The 19,835-nt window shown below is 49.3% G+C and carries 17 protein-coding genes; 6 read left to right on the forward strand and 11 right to left on the reverse strand.

Annotated elements, in window-relative coordinates:
- The first annotated feature begins 54 nt into the window (after positions 1-54).
- The 6 genes from HUU10_08955 (at position 55) to HUU10_08980 (ending at position 5,643) form a co-directional block, all read left to right on the forward strand.
- Positions 55-1,131, forward strand: coding sequence for a hypothetical protein (locus HUU10_08955; protein NUQ81724.1), 1,077 nt, complete (start codon positions 55-57; stop codon positions 1,129-1,131).
- 13 nt (positions 1,132-1,144) lie between these two features.
- On the forward strand, positions 1,145-1,621 hold the full coding sequence (locus HUU10_08960) for a Rieske (2Fe-2S) protein (protein ID NUQ81725.1): 477 nt from the start codon (positions 1,145-1,147) through the stop codon (positions 1,619-1,621).
- Positions 1,622-1,638: 17 nt separating this feature from the next.
- Positions 1,639-2,736 (forward strand): cytochrome b N-terminal domain-containing protein, encoded by a 1,098-nt coding sequence (locus HUU10_08965; GenBank protein ID NUQ81726.1) that lies wholly within the window; start codon positions 1,639-1,641, stop codon positions 2,734-2,736.
- 22 nt (positions 2,737-2,758) lie between these two features.
- Positions 2,759-4,153 carry a hypothetical protein gene (locus HUU10_08970; protein NUQ81727.1) on the forward strand — a complete coding sequence of 465 codons (1,395 nt, stop codon included), beginning with the start codon at positions 2,759-2,761 and terminating at the stop codon, positions 4,151-4,153.
- A gap of 77 nt (positions 4,154-4,230) precedes the next feature.
- Positions 4,231-4,863 carry an alpha/beta hydrolase gene (locus HUU10_08975; protein NUQ81728.1) on the forward strand — a complete coding sequence of 211 codons (633 nt, stop codon included), beginning with the start codon at positions 4,231-4,233 and terminating at the stop codon, positions 4,861-4,863.
- Positions 4,864-4,881: 18 nt separating this feature from the next.
- Positions 4,882-5,643, forward strand: coding sequence for a DnaJ domain-containing protein (locus HUU10_08980; protein NUQ81729.1), 762 nt, complete (start codon positions 4,882-4,884; stop codon positions 5,641-5,643).
- Positions 5,644-5,861: 218 nt separating this feature from the next.
- On the opposite strand, the gene HUU10_08985 is transcribed toward HUU10_08980, so the two are convergent.
- From HUU10_08985 to HUU10_09035, 11 genes are all read right to left on the reverse strand, one after another.
- Positions 5,862-7,610: a T9SS type A sorting domain-containing protein gene (locus tag HUU10_08985; GenBank protein ID NUQ81730.1), complete on the reverse strand. Its 1,749-nt coding sequence runs from the start codon at positions 7,608-7,610 to the stop codon at positions 5,862-5,864.
- Positions 7,611-7,672: 62 nt separating this feature from the next.
- Positions 7,673-13,033 (reverse strand): VCBS repeat-containing protein, encoded by a 5,361-nt coding sequence (locus tag HUU10_08990; protein ID NUQ81731.1) that lies wholly within the window; start codon positions 13,031-13,033, stop codon positions 7,673-7,675.
- Positions 13,034-13,168: 135 nt separating this feature from the next.
- The gene (gene pepE, locus HUU10_08995; GenBank protein NUQ81732.1) at positions 13,169-13,867 is read right to left on the reverse strand and encodes a dipeptidase PepE; all 699 of its coding nucleotides are present in this window, start codon (positions 13,865-13,867) and stop codon (positions 13,169-13,171) included.
- A gap of 29 nt (positions 13,868-13,896) precedes the next feature.
- Positions 13,897-14,394: a methylated-DNA--[protein]-cysteine S-methyltransferase gene (locus HUU10_09000; protein ID NUQ81733.1), complete on the reverse strand. Its 498-nt coding sequence runs from the start codon at positions 14,392-14,394 to the stop codon at positions 13,897-13,899.
- Between the two features lie 9 nt (positions 14,395-14,403).
- On the reverse strand, positions 14,404-14,766 hold the full coding sequence (locus HUU10_09005) for a DUF1304 domain-containing protein (protein NUQ81734.1): 363 nt from the start codon (positions 14,764-14,766) through the stop codon (positions 14,404-14,406).
- A 334-nt stretch (positions 14,767-15,100) separates the two neighbouring features.
- Positions 15,101-15,496, reverse strand: a complete 396-nt coding sequence (locus HUU10_09010) for a glyoxalase/bleomycin resistance/dioxygenase family protein (protein NUQ81735.1) — start codon at positions 15,494-15,496, stop codon at positions 15,101-15,103.
- 64 nt (positions 15,497-15,560) lie between these two features.
- Positions 15,561-16,127, reverse strand: coding sequence for a sigma-70 family RNA polymerase sigma factor (locus HUU10_09015; GenBank protein ID NUQ81736.1), 567 nt, complete (start codon positions 16,125-16,127; stop codon positions 15,561-15,563).
- Complete coding sequence (gene arsB, locus HUU10_09020) at positions 16,124-17,185, reverse strand: ACR3 family arsenite efflux transporter (protein NUQ81737.1); 1,062 nt, start codon at positions 17,183-17,185, stop codon at positions 16,124-16,126. Before arsB ends, HUU10_09015 begins: the two co-directional genes overlap by 4 nt.
- Before the next feature lie 114 nt (positions 17,186-17,299).
- The gene (locus tag HUU10_09025) at positions 17,300-17,725 is read right to left on the reverse strand and encodes an arsenate reductase ArsC (protein NUQ81738.1); all 426 of its coding nucleotides are present in this window, start codon (positions 17,723-17,725) and stop codon (positions 17,300-17,302) included.
- A 1-nt stretch (position 17,726) separates the two neighbouring features.
- Entirely contained in the window at positions 17,727-18,053 is a 327-nt protein-coding gene (locus HUU10_09030; GenBank protein NUQ81739.1) for a helix-turn-helix transcriptional regulator, read from the reverse strand.
- Between the two features lie 66 nt (positions 18,054-18,119).
- Positions 18,120-19,697 (reverse strand): T9SS type A sorting domain-containing protein, encoded by a 1,578-nt coding sequence (locus HUU10_09035; GenBank protein NUQ81740.1) that lies wholly within the window; start codon positions 19,695-19,697, stop codon positions 18,120-18,122.
- Positions 19,698-19,835: the final 138 nt, after the last annotated feature.

Raw genomic sequence — 19,835 nt, forward strand, 5'->3', positions numbered from 1 at the left:
CCGGGCCTGAGCATTGCTGGCCCGGTTACCAAACTGGTAAAACAGGAGGTTTCCTTGGATCGTTTTTTTGCCGGACCGGCCGGTTACCCGGTCCCCGCAGACATGGGATTGTTCAAATTTCTCATGATGGTGACTGCTTCAGCTCATCTTGTCTTTTTTTATTTCCTGTTCGGAGCTGCTCTGATCGGCCTGTTTCACTTCTTCCGCCAGAACAGTGGGGGAGTCAGCCGACAAATCGTGGTTTCCACCACCCGGCTGATCCCGGCGCTTTTCACCTTCACGGTGGTTACCGCCTTGTTGCCGCTGTTTCTGACCCAGGTGGTTTACGGACAGGCGCTCTACCCTGCAGTGATCGCTCATGGAACTCAGTGGCTGGTTGCCGGTGTATTGGCTCTTGCCTTGTATGTGTATCTGCGAATCTGCTCTGGCCGCTCGGATACCAGTGGTCAACCGATCTGGATTGCACTTGCCCTCACCACGGTTATTGCCGGATGGTTCTCCTGGCTGGTGACCAACACCAGTTCTCTGATGCTGAGTCCGTCAGCCGTTCAATCCGTTTTACTGGGTGAAGCCGCAGGTCCCTATTCGCACGGACTGTCTATCTTTCTTCCATCATGGTTCTGGTTCATCAGTCACTCACTGATGGGCGGTTTTCTGCTGATTAACACTGTGGCCATGTTTAATGAACAGACGGAAGACCGGGATGCCGTCATGGAACATGGATTTTACGGTTTTACCGTTTCGGCCGTTCTTGCCATTCTTTTAATGTTCTGGTGGTTACTGATGCTTCCACAGACATCCTATGACCGTATTATTGATGGTCATATTTTCCTTATTTACATCACTTCGGTTGTGTTTGCCGTTCCCATTATTGTTCTGGCAAATAAAATCCATGAAAAAGGCATATTTGTGGCCGGTCTGGTCCCGGCCTTTTTTATCATTGTCATGCAGCAATGGATGGCCATGATTGCCACCGATGATGCTCTCATCCCTGGCCTGATTAACCATGATCAGATAACCGTCCAACCCGACTATGGAAATCTGTTCCTGTTTGTTTTCCTGCTCGTGGTGGGCATCTGGTATGCAACCCATCTGGCTGGTCAATACGTCAAATTCAAGAAATCAAACTAAAGCGGTATCTCTCATGTCTCAGGAAACCACACCACAACCCGCCCGCAGGAAATTTGTCACTTATTCCCTGCGGACTTTGGCTGCTATCTGGGCAGCTGCCATCTTTTACCCGATCCTCCGGTATCTGGGACCTCATCAGAAAGAGGTTGTGAAGGATGTGAGCGAAATTAATCTGGGTGTTAAAACCCTTGAACCAGGTTCGAGTGAATCCTTCGTATTCGGAACCAAACCGGCCCTGCTGGTTAAGAACCTGAATGGGGAATTGAAAAGTTTTACAGCGGTTTGTACCCATCTGGGTTGTAATGTGGTCTATCAGAAAGATCTGGCAACAGTGGCCCCCGGTCATTCCGGAGAAGGGTTTTTCTGTAACTGCCATCTGGGTGTCTATGACGCCACCGGAAAAAACATTGCCGGGCCTCCTCCCAAACCGATCCAGGAATTCAAGGTCACCGTTGCTGATAATGGTGAAATCACTGTAACCAAAGCATAATTTTCCGGAATCATTCCATGGCAGATCAATCGAATTCTTCATCCAATACGCAGACCCCCGGCGGAATTCTGGGCTGGCTTGCCGACCGGTATCAGATCCAGGGACTGATCGATTACCTGGCAAAGAAGGAAGTTCCTTCCTACAGGCATTCCTTCTGGTACTACATGGGCGGTCTTTCGCTCATGTTCTTTACTGTACAGATTATCACCGGTATTCTTCTCCTGTTCTACTACACACCGGGGAAGGAAGCTTATGAGTCTGTAAAATTCATCAATGAGCAGGTTGCTTTCGGATGGCTGATACGGTCCATCCACAGTTATGCGGCGAACCTGATGATCTTTTTCGTGTTTGTTCACATGTTCTCGGTCCTGTTCATGAAGGCCTACCGCAGACCACGTGAACTGACGTATATAACCGGGTTTGCACTGCTCGGACTTTCCATGGGAATGGGATTCAGCGGATACCTGCTTCCCTGGGATGAACTGGCCTACTTTGCTACCAAGATTGGGATTAACATTGCAACAGCCGTACCCGGAATCGGGCCTTTAATCGGGGACATCCTGAAGGGCGGACCTGAGGTCGGACATGATACGGTTTCCAGATTTTTTGCCCTGCACGTGTGGGTGATTCCCATTATTATGATCGGCACACTGGGTGCGCACCTGTTCTTTATTCAGGTACAGGGTATCAGTGAGCCGGACGGCTTCAAGGCATTGCCTCCAGAAAAGAAAAAGTATGTGAAGTTCTTTCCGACCTTCATGTATGATGATTTCCTGGTCTGGCTGATTGCACTGAATGGTCTCATCCTTATTGCGGTCTTCTTCCCGTGGGGACTGGGACCAGAGGCTGATCCGCTTGCAGCCACACCACAAGGTATCCATCCGGAATGGTATTTCATGGCCATGTTCCAGATTCTGAAACTGATACCCAATACCCCCATACTTCAAAGCGATGAGATCGGTAATATTTTGTTTGGTCTGACCGGACTGCTGCTGATCACCGTTCCGTTCTGGGGTCATAAACGGGACCGTCTTGTCATGTACTTCTCGGCTGCCGTGCTGGCCGGTTTAATCATTTTTACCGTTCTGGCTTATCAGGCAGTAGCCAGTCACTAACATTACAGAGATAGGAAACACCATGAATTATCCGGTTTGGGGAATGTCTGATACGGTTTCTGGCTGGGTCATGATTCTTGCCCATTCAATCTTTACGTTAACCACTCTATCGGCCTTCGGAATTGGCGCTTATACTGCTTTTCTGGTCAAATATTCCGGATTGAATAACGCTGATGGATATCGTGAATTCATTGCCTCCCTTTCCAGAACAGCCCTGAGTGTTCTCACCGTGGCAGGTCCGTTGGCTCTGCTGGGTATGTGGCTGGTGCACATCCTGCATTCACCCGATACCCTTACCACCATTGTGTTTGAATTTATCTGGGTCTGGATTCTTCAGGCACTGGCCTACATTCTTGAAATAGCCACGCTTTTCGTGCTGGTCCGCTCGCTTGAGAAAGGGGATGTAGCCATTCAGTCAGAACTTTCATGGAGTCTGGCTATTCTTGGTCTGATCACCCTGTTTGTTGCCAATGCCACCCTCAGCTTTCAGCAAACACCAGGGTTCTGGCTTGAAACCGGAAATTTTGAGGATGCGTGGTTTAATACCTCCTATCTGGCTTCATTGTTCCTGCGGCTGCTGGTATCGGTCTCTGCTGCAGGCGTGTGGGCGTTTGTGGCACTATCGGTTCTTCCCGCCAGCCAGACCAAGCGCGCGCTGGGTGAATTCAGCGCGTCATTTGTAATTTATCCGTTTCTGCTGATGCCTGTTGCACTTTTTTGGTACCTGAATACCATTGACCCTGTTGTGGCTGGTAAACTGACGGATGGATTTACCGGGTTTGCCTCAGACAATCATTCCTTCCTTTCCCGGTTGGTTCTGGGGGCCGTTTTCGGATCGGTGGCCTTGTTCCTTTTTGCATTCCTGGGTGGTATTCTGAATACTGACGGCTTTAAACGATCCATGGCCTTCTGGATGGTTCTCCTGGCTCTGTCTGTCAGTGCCGTTTCTGAGTATTCCCGGATGTTGATCGGAAATCCGTATGCCATTGCCGGATACTCCTACAACAACTCGATAAGACTGTCGCAGGCCGATGACCTGAATACCGGCTTTCTGGAGAAAGCCAGATGGACTGTCCATAAATCGGTAACCGATGAAAATTTACTGGCCGCAGGCAAGGAACTTTATGACCTGCAGTTCAGATCGGGAATCCCTTCCGGATTCAATGAACTGACCACCTTCTGCCAGGGGAAAACCTATCAGGAAATTCTGGATTTTATAAAGATTATCCGGTGGGGAAGCGAGAATAACATCTATCAGTCCAATCTGCCTTCCTTTATCGGTACGGATCGTGAAGCAGAAGCTCTGGCAGCGTGGATTGCCTATTCACAGAACTCCTTTGAAGCAAGCCAGGCACAAATTGACTGGCTGAACCGGTACCTTGCTGCTCCCGGCTCGGTTCTGACTGCATCAAACTGACATTCAACATCGGACAGGTTTCCATTGAATGAACCTGTCCGGTTCTTTCTATCCCAGTATCGTTTCCCGCTGATTGTATGGCATTCCGGATTGTTCAAACACTGATTCCTGCACCACATGGGCAACTGGAATCGGTTCTTTTTTTACCCCGTGATCCGGAACGGATTCTCATCGCCATGCATCCCCACCCGCTTCATGGCGGAACCCTGCATAACAAGGTCACCTATGCGCTTGCTGATGCCGGAAGAGAAACGGGCCATCTTTCCATCCGGTTTAATTTCAGAGGCGTCGGAAAGAGCACAGGAGAGTATGGAGAAACCTTTGGTGAGGCTGAGGATCTTCTGGCGGTGCTTGAATGGTGCCAGACAGAGTACGGCCCCCTTCCGGTAACCCTGACCGGCTTTTCCTTCGGATCCAGAACCCTGCTCAATTTTCTTCGGAACTATGCGTTCAAGCCTGAAAAGCTGGTTTTTGCAGGTCTCCCTGTTACATTTTTTGGCCTGATTCCCGAGTCGTTTCTGTTACCGGCTCCTGCCTTGTTCATACAGGGAGACCAGGATGAGTTTGTGTCACCAGAGGCCATGAAGCAGTTTCTTACTGACTCGGGTTGGCAGAGCCATCAGTTGACGATTCTGCCCGGGTGCGATCATTTCTTTAACCGTCACATTCATACCTTCAAACACCAGGTATGTGACTTTTTAACGACTTAAACAACGGAGAGCGGGCAAGTGGCCTGGATTTTTGGAATACTCGGCTTAATCATTTTCGGACCCATTGGTGCGATTCTCGGATTCATCATCGGGTTGGTCATTTCATCCAAACGAAATCAGCAACGATCGGGAAGCAGCTTTTACACAACCGGTCAGCCCATGATGGAACCCGGCAATGTGTTTCCATACCGGGTGGAAGTCATGATTGAAAGTCTCGTGGCTCTGGCCATGCATGTGGCACGGGCCGATAAAAGACTATATCCCCGCGAACGGGAAATAATCAGGTCTTTTATACTTTCCGCTCAACTCGGGCCGGAAGCGGCAATTTCGGCATACATCGATGAAACCATCGACCGGTATAAAACAGCTCCCATTGATCTGAATTTTCACGTCAGACGAATCGCCTCCTTCCTTCGTCCGGAAAGCTACCAGGTAATCATTCTTCTGTGTGTGGATGTGGCCCAGTCTGACGGACAAATAGACCGGGATGAACTGGACGCACTGCGCCAGATTTGCCGGTCCTTTGGTATTTCGGAATCGATTCTGGACCGGTTCATGCATAAAAAGGGCTATACAACCCGTGAAGCACTTGAGATTCTGGGACTTCAGGAAGGTGCTTCTGCTGAAGAGATCAAAAAGGCCTACCGGAAACTGGCGCTGCAATATCACCCGGACCGTATCCCACCAACAGCAACCGAAGCAGAGCGAAAGACAGCCAGTGACAAATTTATCGACATTCAGAAAGCCTATGATTTTCTGAATGAGGACCGGAGTGCGTGAGGAAAAATCCGGGAAACGGAATTCCTGAGACAAGAGTCAGAACTCAGAATACATTTAAAGAACAGCAATTGTGATTGGTGCAGGAAATCTGGCCTTTTCATGAAGACATAACCATCAGTATCCTTTTGTTTAGAAAGGAGGGAAGGTTCGAACTGGTTACCCAATGGTTCCGGCTAAGGTTGAATGAATCATGCTGATTACGGAACCAAACCCACCTTTCACTTCAACACTACCATCGACCCTGCTGCCGATTGGTTGCCCGCCTGAAGCCGGTAATAGTACAGTCCGCTTGAAAGGCCGGCTGCATTGAATTCAAAAGAGTGCACACCTGCATCCAAGGCACCATCCTCGCGGGAGAAAACCAACCTTCCTGTCACATCGTACACCTGCAAACTGACCTGACTGCTCGTTGACAACTGAAATCTGATCCTGGTGGCAGGATTAAACGGATTCGGATAATTGCCCAGCAATTGAAATCCGGAAGGAGTATTTCTGATGGATAAAACCTGACTGTAAGACACGGTTCCATCCAGATCGAGTTGCTTCAGACGGAAGAGCGATTTGAGAACGGCACTTCGACTCCGCTCAGTGACCATGATTGGTGATTGGAAGGAATACGATTTTGGTGAATTGGTCGTTCCGTTACCAGCCACAAATCCGACCGTTTTCCATTCTTCCGAATTCTGACTTCCGGACCCTGAAGTTCCCGAGGGGTCTGAATTCTTCTTTTGCACTTCCCATCCGTAATTGTTCAGTTCAGACTTGGTGGTCCAGTTTAGGAGAATCTGATCCCCGGAGACCCAGCCTGAGAAGGAGGATAATTCAACCGGCACGGTGTAATCGGCTTCGTTAAATCCAAGGGTGAATTCTCCAAAGCTGGTCAGACCTGACAGAATGAGGCGATTATAGCTATCGGTGGTTACCGTTACACCACTCTGATTGCTGACAGGCTCCCAGGACGATTCCGGTGAGGCACGCTGAAGCAAAACCAACCGGGAAGGATTCTCCAGTCCTGAAAACTGACTGACATCGATAATGAGACGGTAGGTTATTCCGCTGAGCGATTGCGGGGTTACCGTCCACAGCACATTGGCCAGGCTCGTCAGGAAAATGACACCTTCAGGTGCCTGTCCACTTTCCGGTACCAGTCCGTTTACAGGTCCGATCGTTTTTTCGACCCGCAGAGAACCCGCCCCGCCGGTGTTATTGGTTATATCAAAAACCAGATGATTAGATCCGGGAACCAATCTGGAGGTGTACCCGGCCGGAATGGAGATACCTGTTTTTCCGGAATTTCCCGGGGTGGCAACAATGACGTCCATAAAGCCAGATGTGTAGGTGGAAGAGGCAGCCGCCTTGCCCCAGATGCGGTAATAATAGGTTGTTGAATCTGTGAGTCCGCTGAGCGAGACAGAGGTGGCATTTCCAGAAAAAACCTGAGTGGCAGAGGTGGGGGTGGAAGGAAATGTGGTTGTTGAACCGTTAACGCGGACATGTTCACTTTGCCCTTTCCACATCAGCGTGAGTTCCGTGCTATTTACCGTATTCGGATGGGCAGAAAAACTGTCTGGGGCTGAAAGCGCCGGAGTGGTGAAGGATTGAACCCCGGAGCGGGTGTACAGGCCATTATCGCCTTTCGCACCCATGGCGTAATAATAGGTGGTGTTGGGCGTTAACGCCGGTGGATTGTTGGCCGTACCGGGGTAGGTACGGGTGACGCTAATATTCTGACCGGTAATTTTGGTAGACTGGTTGCCGGGAATGGTACCGGCCGAGTCAAAAAAACTGGTAGGGGTCAGACCAAGAAGCACACGGTTAATGGTTGGCGAGCCATTTGCACTGACCGCACCGGTAAAAGTGGCGCCTGTACTGGTGACAGAGGAAACCGCATTCACAACCACGGTTGGCTGGCCAGAACTGGCTGAAGAGAGAAAGATTAATCCGGTGATGAGGAACCATGTTTTCATGCGTGAGACCTTAAATAAAAAAGGCCCGCTTTTAAACGGGCCTTTTGGTTGATGAAGATGAATTATTTGACCAGGGTCATTTTTCTGATCTGACTGAAGGAACCCGATTCGAGACGATAGAAATAAACACCGCTCGAGAGTTGCCTTGCATCCAGATCGAAGAAATGGCTTCCGGCTGGTTTTTGTTCGTTTACCAATTCCTGGACTTTCCGACCCAACACATCGTACAGGGACAGATTCACCTGTCCGGGGGTTGCAATGGAATAGTTAATCCGGGTGGAAGGGTTAAACGGATTCGGATAGTTTTGCTCCAATGCAAAGACAGCCGGTTTATTGATGACGACTTCCAGTACGGAAGAATAGTTAACCGATCCATCCAGATCGACCTGTTCGAGTCGATACCGGAAAGAGCCATTTCCGGGCTTATCGGAAAACTGATAGGTACGTGGGTCGGTGGTGGTTCCGTTTCCTTGCACGAAACCCACCGATTGCCACGAATCATCGCCGGCAATCTGACGCTGAATGTTGAACCCGGCATTGGCCGTTTCTGTCCTGGTGGTCCAGTTAAGGGTTACGGTTTGTTGTGTGACCGCCACATTAAAGGTGGCCAACACAACAGGGACAGCCTGATTCACAGTGATCAGGATTTCCTCGCTGAATTCGGATGTCTGGAATCCGGCATCAACAGCCTGAACGCTGACCCAGTAGTTTCCATCGGGTACCGAATGGAACGCCCACGACCTGCTGCCTGATATCAACCCGTTGGCAGCCAAATAACTGACCCCCGTGATACTATCTGAACCGGCTGGAAACACCTCAATATAGCCACCTTCCCACCCGACCGGGCGGACTCTGAGATTGTAAGTCAGACCCTCTGCCGGTGTTTCCTCATCGGCTCCCATGTCGAAACTGACAAACAAGGTATCATAGTTCGAGGTAACCAGTACATCGGATGGTGCGGCTGGTCGGGTAACGGAGTGGCCGTATTTGTTCAGGTAAACAGCCAGATAGTCACCGGTCAGAACATCGAGCCGGGAGGGAGTCTCCACAGGTCCACCATCTGCACTAACAGTGGGTTGCCCGCCAGATTGTCCACGGAAATTACCCAATACTGAAATATCCAGGTCTCCGTCTCCATCCAGATCACCCAGTGTGAGTTCTCCGTCATAAACCGGATTAAAGATGGTGGAGTCCACAGCAGTAAATGTATCATCTCCGTTGCTGAGGAACAGATTCATGGAATAATAATTCTGAGAGACGTACGCCCCGAGATAGACGAAGTCTGCCAGTCCATCATTGTTCAGATCACCGGTTTTGACCGATCCGCGTGCGAGTCCGTTTGCAGGAACGAAAAGATCGGTGAACGTTTTATCCCCGTTGTTGCGGAACACTTTCAGGTACCGGGTTGAGTTTCCGCCAGCACCATTAAGGACGATATCGGGATAACCATCGCCGTTAAAATCAGCGAATTCTGCATTGCCGCGATACACGCCAGGGAAGTCTGTTTCAACCAGTTCCCATCCGGTTTCACCACCCACGTTTTCGAAAAGAAGGGTCACTTCATCGTCGGAAGGGATGATCGCAGAGATAGCTGCTTCTCCACCGCCGCCTCCTCCTCCAACAGAATGATATCCGGTAACCAGAAGATCCAGATCGCCATCCAGATCAAAATCGGCGGTTGAGATGGAGCCATCATCAATGGCACCAAATGGCAGGAGGGATTGACTGAAGGAGCCGGGTTCTGTCTGATAATAAATGGCAGATCCATTATTGGAAACGACAACAAAATCCAGAAGCAGGTCATTGTTAAAATCTCCCGTTACCAGATCGGGGTAACCCATGGCATAATTATTCTCTGAAACCGGATACACACCGTATCCCTCGCCGGCTATGACGAAGATTCCGATTCCCTCGTTTGTAACGAAAAGAATGTCGGGTCGTGTATCACCAGTAAAATCGGCTGCCGCAACTGCTTCGGCATTTAGAATTCCGGTGGGAACCGATGTGAAGAAATCCGCTTCCGGAACCTCAGATGTATTAATGACGATGTTCAGACCCTCGGTTTCCACCGCATTGGTTTGACCAACAACCGGACCAGACTGACGACCGCCAATCTGAGCACCATCGCCGGTGAAAATCAGATCCATCAGTCCGTCCTGAGTCAGATCGGCAGATACCATGCTTTCCCGATTGTTAGTAACACTGGTTGAATAGATGAGTTGGAAGGGGGAAATGAACAGGCTTCTGGCGAATGATGCCGGCCCTTCAGTGTTTAGGGTATCAACGGAGGCCACGGCTACATAATATTTCATTCCGGCCGGAAGGTTTGTGAACCGGACTTGTGTGTCGAGCGGATTTCTTTCTTCGGTGAATCCATCCTGAATCCAGGCGCCGGGTTTCGTTCCCAGATAGTAGTGGTAGTATCTGAGAGAATCAACTTCAACCGGATTCCAGGTAGCAACCAACGTATCGCCATCCATGAACAAGGTTAATCCGGTGGGAGGACCGATCGGAAGTGGTTGGGATACTTCAAATGAATCGGGAGCTGAAAAACCGGAAGAAGCAAACCCGGCATCGATTGCCTGAACCTGCCAGTAATACTTACCAGGTTCCAGTGAGAACAGGTCGAGGTTGGTTGAAAATCCTGCGTTCTGGTAGTCAGGGATGCCGGTGTGACCCACTTCATCGGTCACCACAGACAGGATTTCATTTCCAGTCAGGCTTGCCCCAATCCGGACGGCATATTGAAGGCTGTTTGATTTATCATCAGTGGCAGCACCCCATGAAAGTGAAACACGGTTTCCTTCCACTTCAGAGAACAAATCTGCAGGCGATTCAGGTGATGAGTTAGACCCGGCTAAATCGTTGGCAAACAGGTAATACCCGTTGGCTTCTTCCATATAGGCCGACCCGGTTACCACCACATCGGGTGCACCATCCAGATTGATATCTCCGGTTGAGATGCGTGAAATATACATATCGGGGAATGGCATATCGGTAAACTTAACAAAGCCATCCATACCGGCATTCAGCCAGATAGCGGTTTGTCCCTGAAGGTCGCCACCGATGGTGCCCGACATCATTACGTCGGTAAAACCATCCATGTTGAAATCGGCAACTCCGATTCCCACAGCCGCCATCGGGTCCGGAAGTTCATAGGTGCTGGGTGCCTGTTCGCGGGAAACCTTGCGTGGTCCTTCCTCTTCGACAAACGCCCGGGTATGAAGAGTAAATCCGCCTGCCTGATCATTCACACCTACCACCAGCAGACGACCACCATCACCTGTAGATCCCGAGTAAATGAAATCGGGCCACGTATCATTGTTAAAATCGGCTGCTTTCACATCGCCGAAATGCACGCCGGGAAGAGAAATTCCTGAGGCAGTAAATGATTGTCCTGATTCACTCAGGTAAAGGGCTGCCTGCCTTCCTGTGTAGGCATCGCCCTGAGAACCCGTGAACAGAAAATCCTGATATCCATCCATATTAAAGTCCGCAACAGCAATTCCTCCCATCTGCTTGCCCTGAATATCCAGTTCGATGGTTTCAAAGCCGGAACCATTGTTGATAAAAAGAAGGAAATTGGGTGTTTCTGAATTGGAAAGCAGAATATCCGTCCGGCCATCACGGTTGAAATCAAGGACCGCACTGATCGGGTTGTAACCGGTTGGGAAAGTCTCAGATTCAACCAAAACAGGACCCTCTCCACCATTCAGAAGAATCCCGGTGGCATTGAATCCGTTAAAAAAGATGTCTGTCAGACCATCATTGTTAAAATCGGCAACTTCAAGGGCAACTAACCCATTGGATCCATTGCTGATATCAGTGTTAAACGGCTCATAAAAACCACCCTCACCATCTGCCATGGTGACATACAGAAAATCCCCGAAGGAAATGATATCCAGGTTGCCGTCATTATTCATATCGGCCAGTTTTGAGTTCTGGTGACCGTTACTGAAATCACTGGTTGCCAGGATAAAGGGAAGTGGTTCGGTGGTCAGGGTTCCTGTTCCCGGTTCAACAGTCAGGTAATTGGGTTTACCGAAGGATCCCGTCTGATAACTGTACAGCAGAATTGTATAAGTGGTCTCGTCGGTCAATCCGGTTACCACGACCGAATCAGCCGGACCCGAATAAACGACCTTTGAATTTCCGATAAAGGGTCCGTTTTCGAAGGATCCCGATGCGTTATAAAACAGACCATCTGATGGAAAATCTGTTAAGGATTCACTGGTGTTCATGAGAACAATGGTTTCGGTCCCTTCTGCCGGAGTCCACCGGATGGTGGCAGACCTGCTGGATGGACTGGTCGATAAAAGCGATGGTTGCGTATCCGGTTCAGTGGGGAAAGTATAAAGGGCCACTTCACCACCGCTGAAAGCCCCCGAATCATTGGTGGCTTCCACCTGATAGAAATATCTGGTATCGGGTGTCAATTCAGTCAGATCGGCATGGACAGCAAAATACCCGGAATCTGCAAGAGGAGATTGAACAGCAGCTACCGATTCTGTGAGATTTCCTGATTGGGTTCCGTATGAAAACTGAACCGTGGTCGGACCGGTGATTGCATAAACATACCCATTTAATCTTGCAGAGGTTTCGGTGACCTGTGTGGCACTACTGGTTTTGGTGGCCACATCGGAATCAATAATCAGGTTGCGGATTTCATGAAAGGCCGTGAGTCCGCCGTTGGAACCAACCAGAGCAATCCGGAACGCGGATGGGTTCATGACCAGCACGGATGATAAATTGCCAATACTGATGATCCGAACAAAGTCATTCTCACCTGCTTTAAGATCGATAAGCAGAGAATCATCTACCGACCATTTAACTCGTATACGACGGTTATTCGAGGGATTTCCATCGGTGGGTCGGGAACTTGCATTTCCGAATCCAAGAGGAGTTGATGGTAAACTGCCGGCTGCCAGTGACGACATCGAGGAAGATTTTGAAGATCGAACCGCCACTGAATGGGCACTTCCGGTAAAGCCAGCCGGGTATGTGCCAGAAATTCCGACTCCCAGAAAGACATTTCCGGGGGCATTAAAGTAACCGAGATCGCCACCACCGGTGCCTGGGGTGAAAGCGCCATCTGCGGCATCATAAAGAATCAGACTGATTCCGTCAGCTCCCTGGAAATTGGAAGACCATTCGACGAAATCAAATTCAACGACCAGGCCGGATGAGGCGGAGAAGTCCTGATTCAACCAGGCATATCCGAGTTCTGAATAGTTCCCCCGTGTCAGGCGAAGCCATCCGCTGCCATCGCTATCGACACCACTGGCTGCGGTAAGGGTGGTATTGTTGCCCAATGTCCAGCCTGGAGCTGTGGTACCCCGGAAATCCTGAATCACAGGCAACTGGGCCAGTACCTGAATGGCAGCCGTGACGACCAGAAGAAGAAGCGTTAACCGTTTTTTCATATGTTCCTCCAAACAAAAAAATCATTACAATATATCATTAGAAGACTATTAATATCCATTATATCCCTTGCGGGTTAATCAAAATTTATTTAATGAATAAATCAGGTGATCCTGGTCAATCCGAACTGGTAATGTTCAGAAAGTCCAGCTGGCCCCGGCTGATATCTCTGCAGGCGGGTTTGAGTAACGGAATAGTCGGGCGGTTTTTGATCCGAGAAGGGTCACCTGAGACTGATTAACCGATAAAGCACTGCCTTCACGCAATCCGATAACGGTGACCGATTGGTTTTCTTCGAGAAATTCGAGCAATCGTTGTTCCCGGGTTTCACCCATGTGGTGATCGGGATGGGCATCGAGATAATGTGGGTTGATCTGGAAAGGAACCAGTCCGATGGCTGTGAAGGAGTCGGGTTGAACAACAGGCATGTCATTGGTGGTTTTAATGGTGGGCGCCGCCACGTTTGAACCTGCACTCCAGCCGATGTAGGGTTTTCCGTTCAGCACTTCCTCGCGGATGGTACTGATCAGATTCCATTGCTGCATGGTTTTCAGCAACCGGAAGGTGTTGCCGCCCCCGACAGCGATGGCATCTGCCTTCCGGATCACCGAGGAGGCTGTTTCATTTTCCGGGACGTGAAGAATCTGGTAACCCATTGGCTCTGTGGCTGCTTTTACCTTCGAGAGATATTCTCCGGGTTTAATCGTAACTCCCGCATAAGGGATAAAGGCGATTGTTTTAACACCGGTGCTCAGAAAGTTGCTGATCCAGGGAAGGGCATGGTTCAGATAGGAATCATCCGGATTGGTAGAATTAGAGAGCAGGAGCAGTTTCATAGACAGTATTCCATAAATGGTGAAAAGTTTCAGAGTTCCAGATTCAGCTGAGTGCCTGGGAATGTTTTTGCCTCAAAATCCAGCAGCCATCTTTTTCGTTCCAATCCGCCTGCATAACCCGTCAGACTGCCATCAGCACCGATAACCCGGTGACAGGGAATCAGGATGGCAATGGGATTCGAACCATTGGCTTTCCCAACCGCCCGGATGGCTTTGAGGTTTCCGTATTGCACGGACAACTCTTTATATGACAAGGTGGTTCCGTAGGGAATGCGGGAAAGCAAACTCCAGATGGTTTGTTCAAATCCGGTTCCGGCAGGGGAAACCGGAACAGAGAAAACAGTTAATGTACCAGCAAAATAGGCCTCCAGTTCTGTGGCGACTCGTTGCAGTACAGGGTGGTCTTCTTTCCGCGGGACGGAGGGGGGCTGATCAATAAACGTCAGCCGGAGCAAGGCTTCATCGGTTGCCTCTGCCACCAGCGGACCCAGGGGCGAAGGAATTACAGCAAGGTGAATAACGGCCATAAATGGGAATCAGCCCATCATGAGCACGCCGATGGTGATCAGAGCCGGAAGTCCCTGTATCCAGAAAATCCGCCGGCTGGCAGACCATCCGCCGTACAGACCTGCTATGAACACACAAGAGAGGAAAAACAGGGCCACATTCGCGGACCAGACGGGGTCAGAAATGAGCACAGACCAGATCAGGCCGGCCGCGAGGAATCCGTTATACAAGCCCTGATTAGCGGCCAGTACTTTGGTTGGTTCAAAAAGGTCGGGTTTGAGTGACCGGAAGACTTTTTTGCCGGTGGTGGTCCATGCAAACATTTCGAGCCAGAGAAAGGCCAGGTGTTGCAAGGCGATCAGGAGGATGAGAATGGTTAAGATGAGTTTCATGGTCGTAAGGTCGTAACCGGGTCGGGCGAAAGCAACGACCAATTTAAATAGGGACGTAAAGTCGTCTCTCTGCATCATTACCTGCTTTCAACGTGAAGGACACAAAGAGAAATACGAAAAGAACGCAAATGGTCTTATTTGGATGCTAAGACGCAAAGAGAAATTTGGTCAACAATAGAAGAAACTTAGCGGTCTGGCCTTTTTGCTTACCTTTTCATTGTCGTTAAATCTGCATAAAACAAAAGACACCAGGATAGTCCGAATGTTGTATTCAGTTTTCCTGGTGTCTTCCATTGTCTCTCCGGGGAGGAGATGCGGATGGTTCGGGTTGGTTTTATTTGCAGCAGGTACTTGTTTCTGTCCGGTAGGTCTCCGATGAGCCATGGGTCAGGAATGCTTCCCAGGTGAGACCTGCAGGATCGGTGATCCATGACTTGGTGCTCTTTGCATAACAGCAAACGGTTTCACCTTCATGATCCGGAGATCCTGCCTTTTCAAGTGTTTCCATCAGGTCCGTCAGCTCACCGGCAGTTTCAACCTGAATTCCCAGATGCTCCAATTTGTTTTCAGACCCCGATTTTGAAATGGCGAGATTGATAGCCGGGTTGTTTGGCATCCATTTGGCATAATCCGATTTCAGGACGGCAGGTTCCATGCTGAACAACGTGGAATAAAACCGGACGGATTCATCGAATGCGGTGGTTTTAATGTGGATATGTAAACGTTTCATTTCAGATCTCCTTTGTAATTGGTTCATCTGTCATGACGATTGAGGTCGAAAAAAGACGCAGACTTTATTGAAGTTTTTTTTCGTAACGGATTAAGGATCGGCAGGATTTCTTTAAACGAAAATCCACCAGTTTTCCTTCCGGATTGGTATCCACATGAAAACAGGTTTCCACTTCTTTTCTGAGCAATTTTCTTCCCCTCTGAACTCTGGACTTGATGGCGGAAACAGACAGATTTTTTTCCCTTGCAATATCGGCCTGCCCGGATTCCTCCAGATCAGCCAACCGGAGTGCATCGGCGTATTCTTTTGGAAGGCAATTGAGTAATGGTGGAAGATAAACGGCCAGCTGCTCATAGGAAGAAAAGTCCTGTTCAACAGGCGGATCCATTTCTTCTGTCGGCACAGGCTTATTCTTTCGGTAAAAATCAGTTACCACATTCGAGGCGGTTTGCAACAACCATGAAGAGGGATTTCGCAAATCGTTCCTGTCCTGCAGGTGAGCCTTGATCAGGACATCCTGAATCAGATCGGCAGCATCTTCCCGGTTGGAAATCCGCTTGCGTATATAATTGCGAAGCAAGGGAATTTCGTCCTTCCAGGGTGAGTCGGCAGGTCTTGCGGATTTCATCATGAGGCGATTTCTTCCTCGTACCACTTTTTACTTAAATTACACGCTTGACAAACCGATAACATGACCGGTACTTCGACCAGCACACCCACTACAGTGGCCAATGCGGCTGGTGAGGAAGGGCCAAACAACATGATGGCCACGGCCACCGCCAGTTCAAAAAAATTGGAGGCACCGATCAGAGCACCGGGAGAAGCAATATTATGCGGGACCCTGGCCCATTTCATGATGAAATAGGTGATACCTGAATTAAAATAGACCTGAATTAAAATCGGAATGGCCAACAGGAGAACGGCGATCCAGTTGGAGAGAATATTATCTGCCTGAAATGCAAATATCAGGATCAGAGTTATGAGCAGGGCAATCATGGTCACCGGCTGAAAACGGGGAAGGAAAGACTGCTCGAACCACGTTTTTCCTTTGAATCTGATCAGCAGTTCACGGGTGATCCATCCGGCTGACAGGGGAATGACAATAAAAACAATTACCGATGTGAGCAGAACCTGGGTGGGAATGCTGATGCCGGCCACGCCGACCAGCACCATGACGATGGGAGCAAAAGCCACAATCATGATCAGGTCATTGATGGCCACTTGAGCAAGCGTATAGGCAGGATCCCCGTCGGTCAGGTAACTCCAGACAAACACCATGGCCGTGCAGGGAGCTGCTGCCAGAATAATCAGTCCGGCCACATAATTGCGTGCTGTTTCGGTTTCAATCCAGCCAAGAACATCACCAAAAAGAACCGTTATGAAAATCCAACCCAGAAAAGCCATGCTGAACGGTTTGATCAGCCAATTGACAATCAGCGTGATCAATAATCCCTTTGGCCGGTTCACCACGGCTTTCAATCCGCGGAAATCAATTTTCAGCATCATGGGGAAAATCATCAGCCAGATCAGAATGGCGATGGGAATATTGACCTGGGAACCTTCACCAAATTCCATGGCACTTAATCCGGAAATGAGGCCTGGAGCAATCTGGCCGAGAAGAAGCCCGGCCACCATGCAAAGGAGAACCCAGAGAGTCAGATATTTTTCAAAAAAAGCGATTTGTTTCATATGAGATATCTAACCACAACGCACACAAAGAAAACGAAAGTCCACAACGGATTGCTTTGAACTTCTTTGTGATCTTTTGTATGAACCCTTTGTGTACTTAGTGGTTACCTGTTTTTACAGTTTTGGTAAAATGTCGGTTTGGTACAATTTCCAGAAACCATCTTTTATTTCATCGCGGACCCGGTAATATTCCGACTGAATAAATTCTGGTGTGCCGACTGCATGTGAGGGATCATCATATCCCATATGGAGGCGATGTTTTACTTTTCCAAGAAATGCCGGGCAGGATTCATTGGCACCTCCGCAGACCGTGATCACATAATCCCATTCTTCTCCCAGATATTTATTCACCTGATCTGAGGTGTGATGGGAAATATCGATGCCGATTTCCTTCATCACTTCAACCGCCTTCTGGTTCAGTTTTCCGGAAGCTTCGGTTCCGGCAGACTCAACGGTGATTCTGGAATCAAATGATTTCAAAAATCCGTGGGCCATCTGGCTGCGGCAGGAATTTCCTGTGCATAAAATCAATACTTTCATATTAACACTCCTGGTCGCCGCAGCAACCGATTGAATCAGTAAACGAATTGATCAGGCTTTTCACCTGATTCAGTTTTTCCATGTTCAGACAGTAATTGACACGGACCCCATCAATTTCACCTTTGATCAGTCCGAGTTCCTTCAATTCATATAAATGCTGATTAACCGTGGTTCGGGCCAAAGGCAATTCATCCGCAATATCACCCGACATGCAGACACCGGTTTCTGCCAGATATTTCAGAATAGCCAGCCGGGCCGGATGCCCGAGGGCTTTGAATAGAGCTGCCTTTTCCTGTAAGTCTGTTTCAAATAACACCACTTTGGTCATACCATCCTCTTTCTGACGTAATTATACGACAGATCGAAGAATGACGCAAATTTACGACAGATGTTTTTATCTGATGTAGGCCAGTTTAGCTGTTTGAACGGTAGCGCCCTGGTGAATCCGCAGAAAATACAGCCCGGAAGAGAGACCCGTGAGGTGGATGGGGATGGAATGTCTGCCCGTCTGATAAAAAGTGGTTGTGACTGGTAAAGCCATTCTTCCGGTTACATCGCAGACCGACCAGGAAACCGGACCGGCTTCGGTCAGTTCAATCTCTGCCATGGTGGAGGGATTGAACGGATTCGGGTACACCGACCTGATCTTAAAACCGGCAGGAACGTTTTCATCGGATGGGACTGTGGTCAGCGTGGGTTGATCGAATGCCATAATGACGGTGGGTTCAAAGGGGCGGTCGCTGAATCCCCAGATCAGACTGCCATCATGGGTTAATCCGGCCAGATACTGAGGGGCGGGAATGGCAGGGAATTGCTGAATCTGAAAGGACTGTTCATTGGGAAATCCGAAAACCGTTTTCTGAATGGATGAACCGTAGGAATACACAACGATCTGATTCTGGTCGGGAGGCATGACGAAGACGCTGGGGATTTCGGCACTGGGTTCCGGTACAAATTTGGATATCAGATTTCCGTCTCCATCCACAATTAACATGGGAATGCTGTACTTGCCATTGGTAAATGTCATAGGGACCATGAGGTACCGGTCTGGTGCACACCAGGCCACAGACAGAATAGACTGAATGAATCCGTGCTGAGCCATTGAATGAGTTTTATGCGAAAGAGTCGTTCCATTCTCATCGAGGCGGACGATGTTCAGTTCGGCCGTACCGCCCACCCCACTTTGGTAAGTCGGTCCGGCAAACAGAATGTCGGTCCCGATGGTAATCAGTTGCGTTCGTCTGATTTCATGGGTAGGCCAGAAGTCAAAGGATTTGGCCCACAGAAAGTCCCCGTCCGGAGAATGTTTCACGATTGAAACCAGATCGGTTTCTCTCATCAGATTACGGCTGAAACTGATGACGTTTCCCAGCGAATCAACGCAGGTATCCAATAAATACGAACTGGAGTTTGTTTCGGGAAAGGAACGTGTTTTGGTGAACACAGGAACGCCATCGGGAGAGAGTTTCAGGAGTAATTGTTTAGCTTCTGTACTATGTTCACCAGCCGAAATGATCAGATTCTGATCCTGATCGAAGGTATAATCGGTGGGGATATCCATCCGGCCATCCATCTTGCCGTAATAGTAACTCCAGACCAGCGAACCGGCCTTTGTCAGTTTCAGCACCGCCACATTGAAGGTGCCGGTGGAATCCTCTGGATGAACAATGGCCACCAGATGATCGGGACCCCATTCGGCAAGAAAATAGGTGGGATTTCCAAATTTTTCGCCCCATGTAAACTCCCATTGACGGTTTCCGCTGTGGTCATAAGCGGCCACCCAGGCTTTCTCGTCAAAATTGGCAGGAATCCGGCGGCTGGCAAGGATATACAACATCCCATCCTCATCGGCTACCAGATCTGTGACGGTCACTTCCATGCTGTCGGTGGGAAAAGTGAACTGATGAAAAGGAAGGGGTTGCGCGATTGCGCTATTGGTGAACAAAAGAAAAAGAATAGTAAGTCTGGTCATATCTTTTCGGATGATTGGTTTTGGGATTTGTGGTCAGGGCGGAAGATACCAGTCTGGCTTCAACCGGATCAAGGCTGGGGATTCCATGTTGCCCTTGTGGTGGGAAATGGGTGATGGAGGGCACGTATAGCAAGATGT

Source organism: Bacteroidota bacterium (assembly GCA_013360915.1).
GTDB lineage: Bacteria > Bacteroidota > JABWAT01 > JABWAT01 > JABWAT01 > JABWAT01.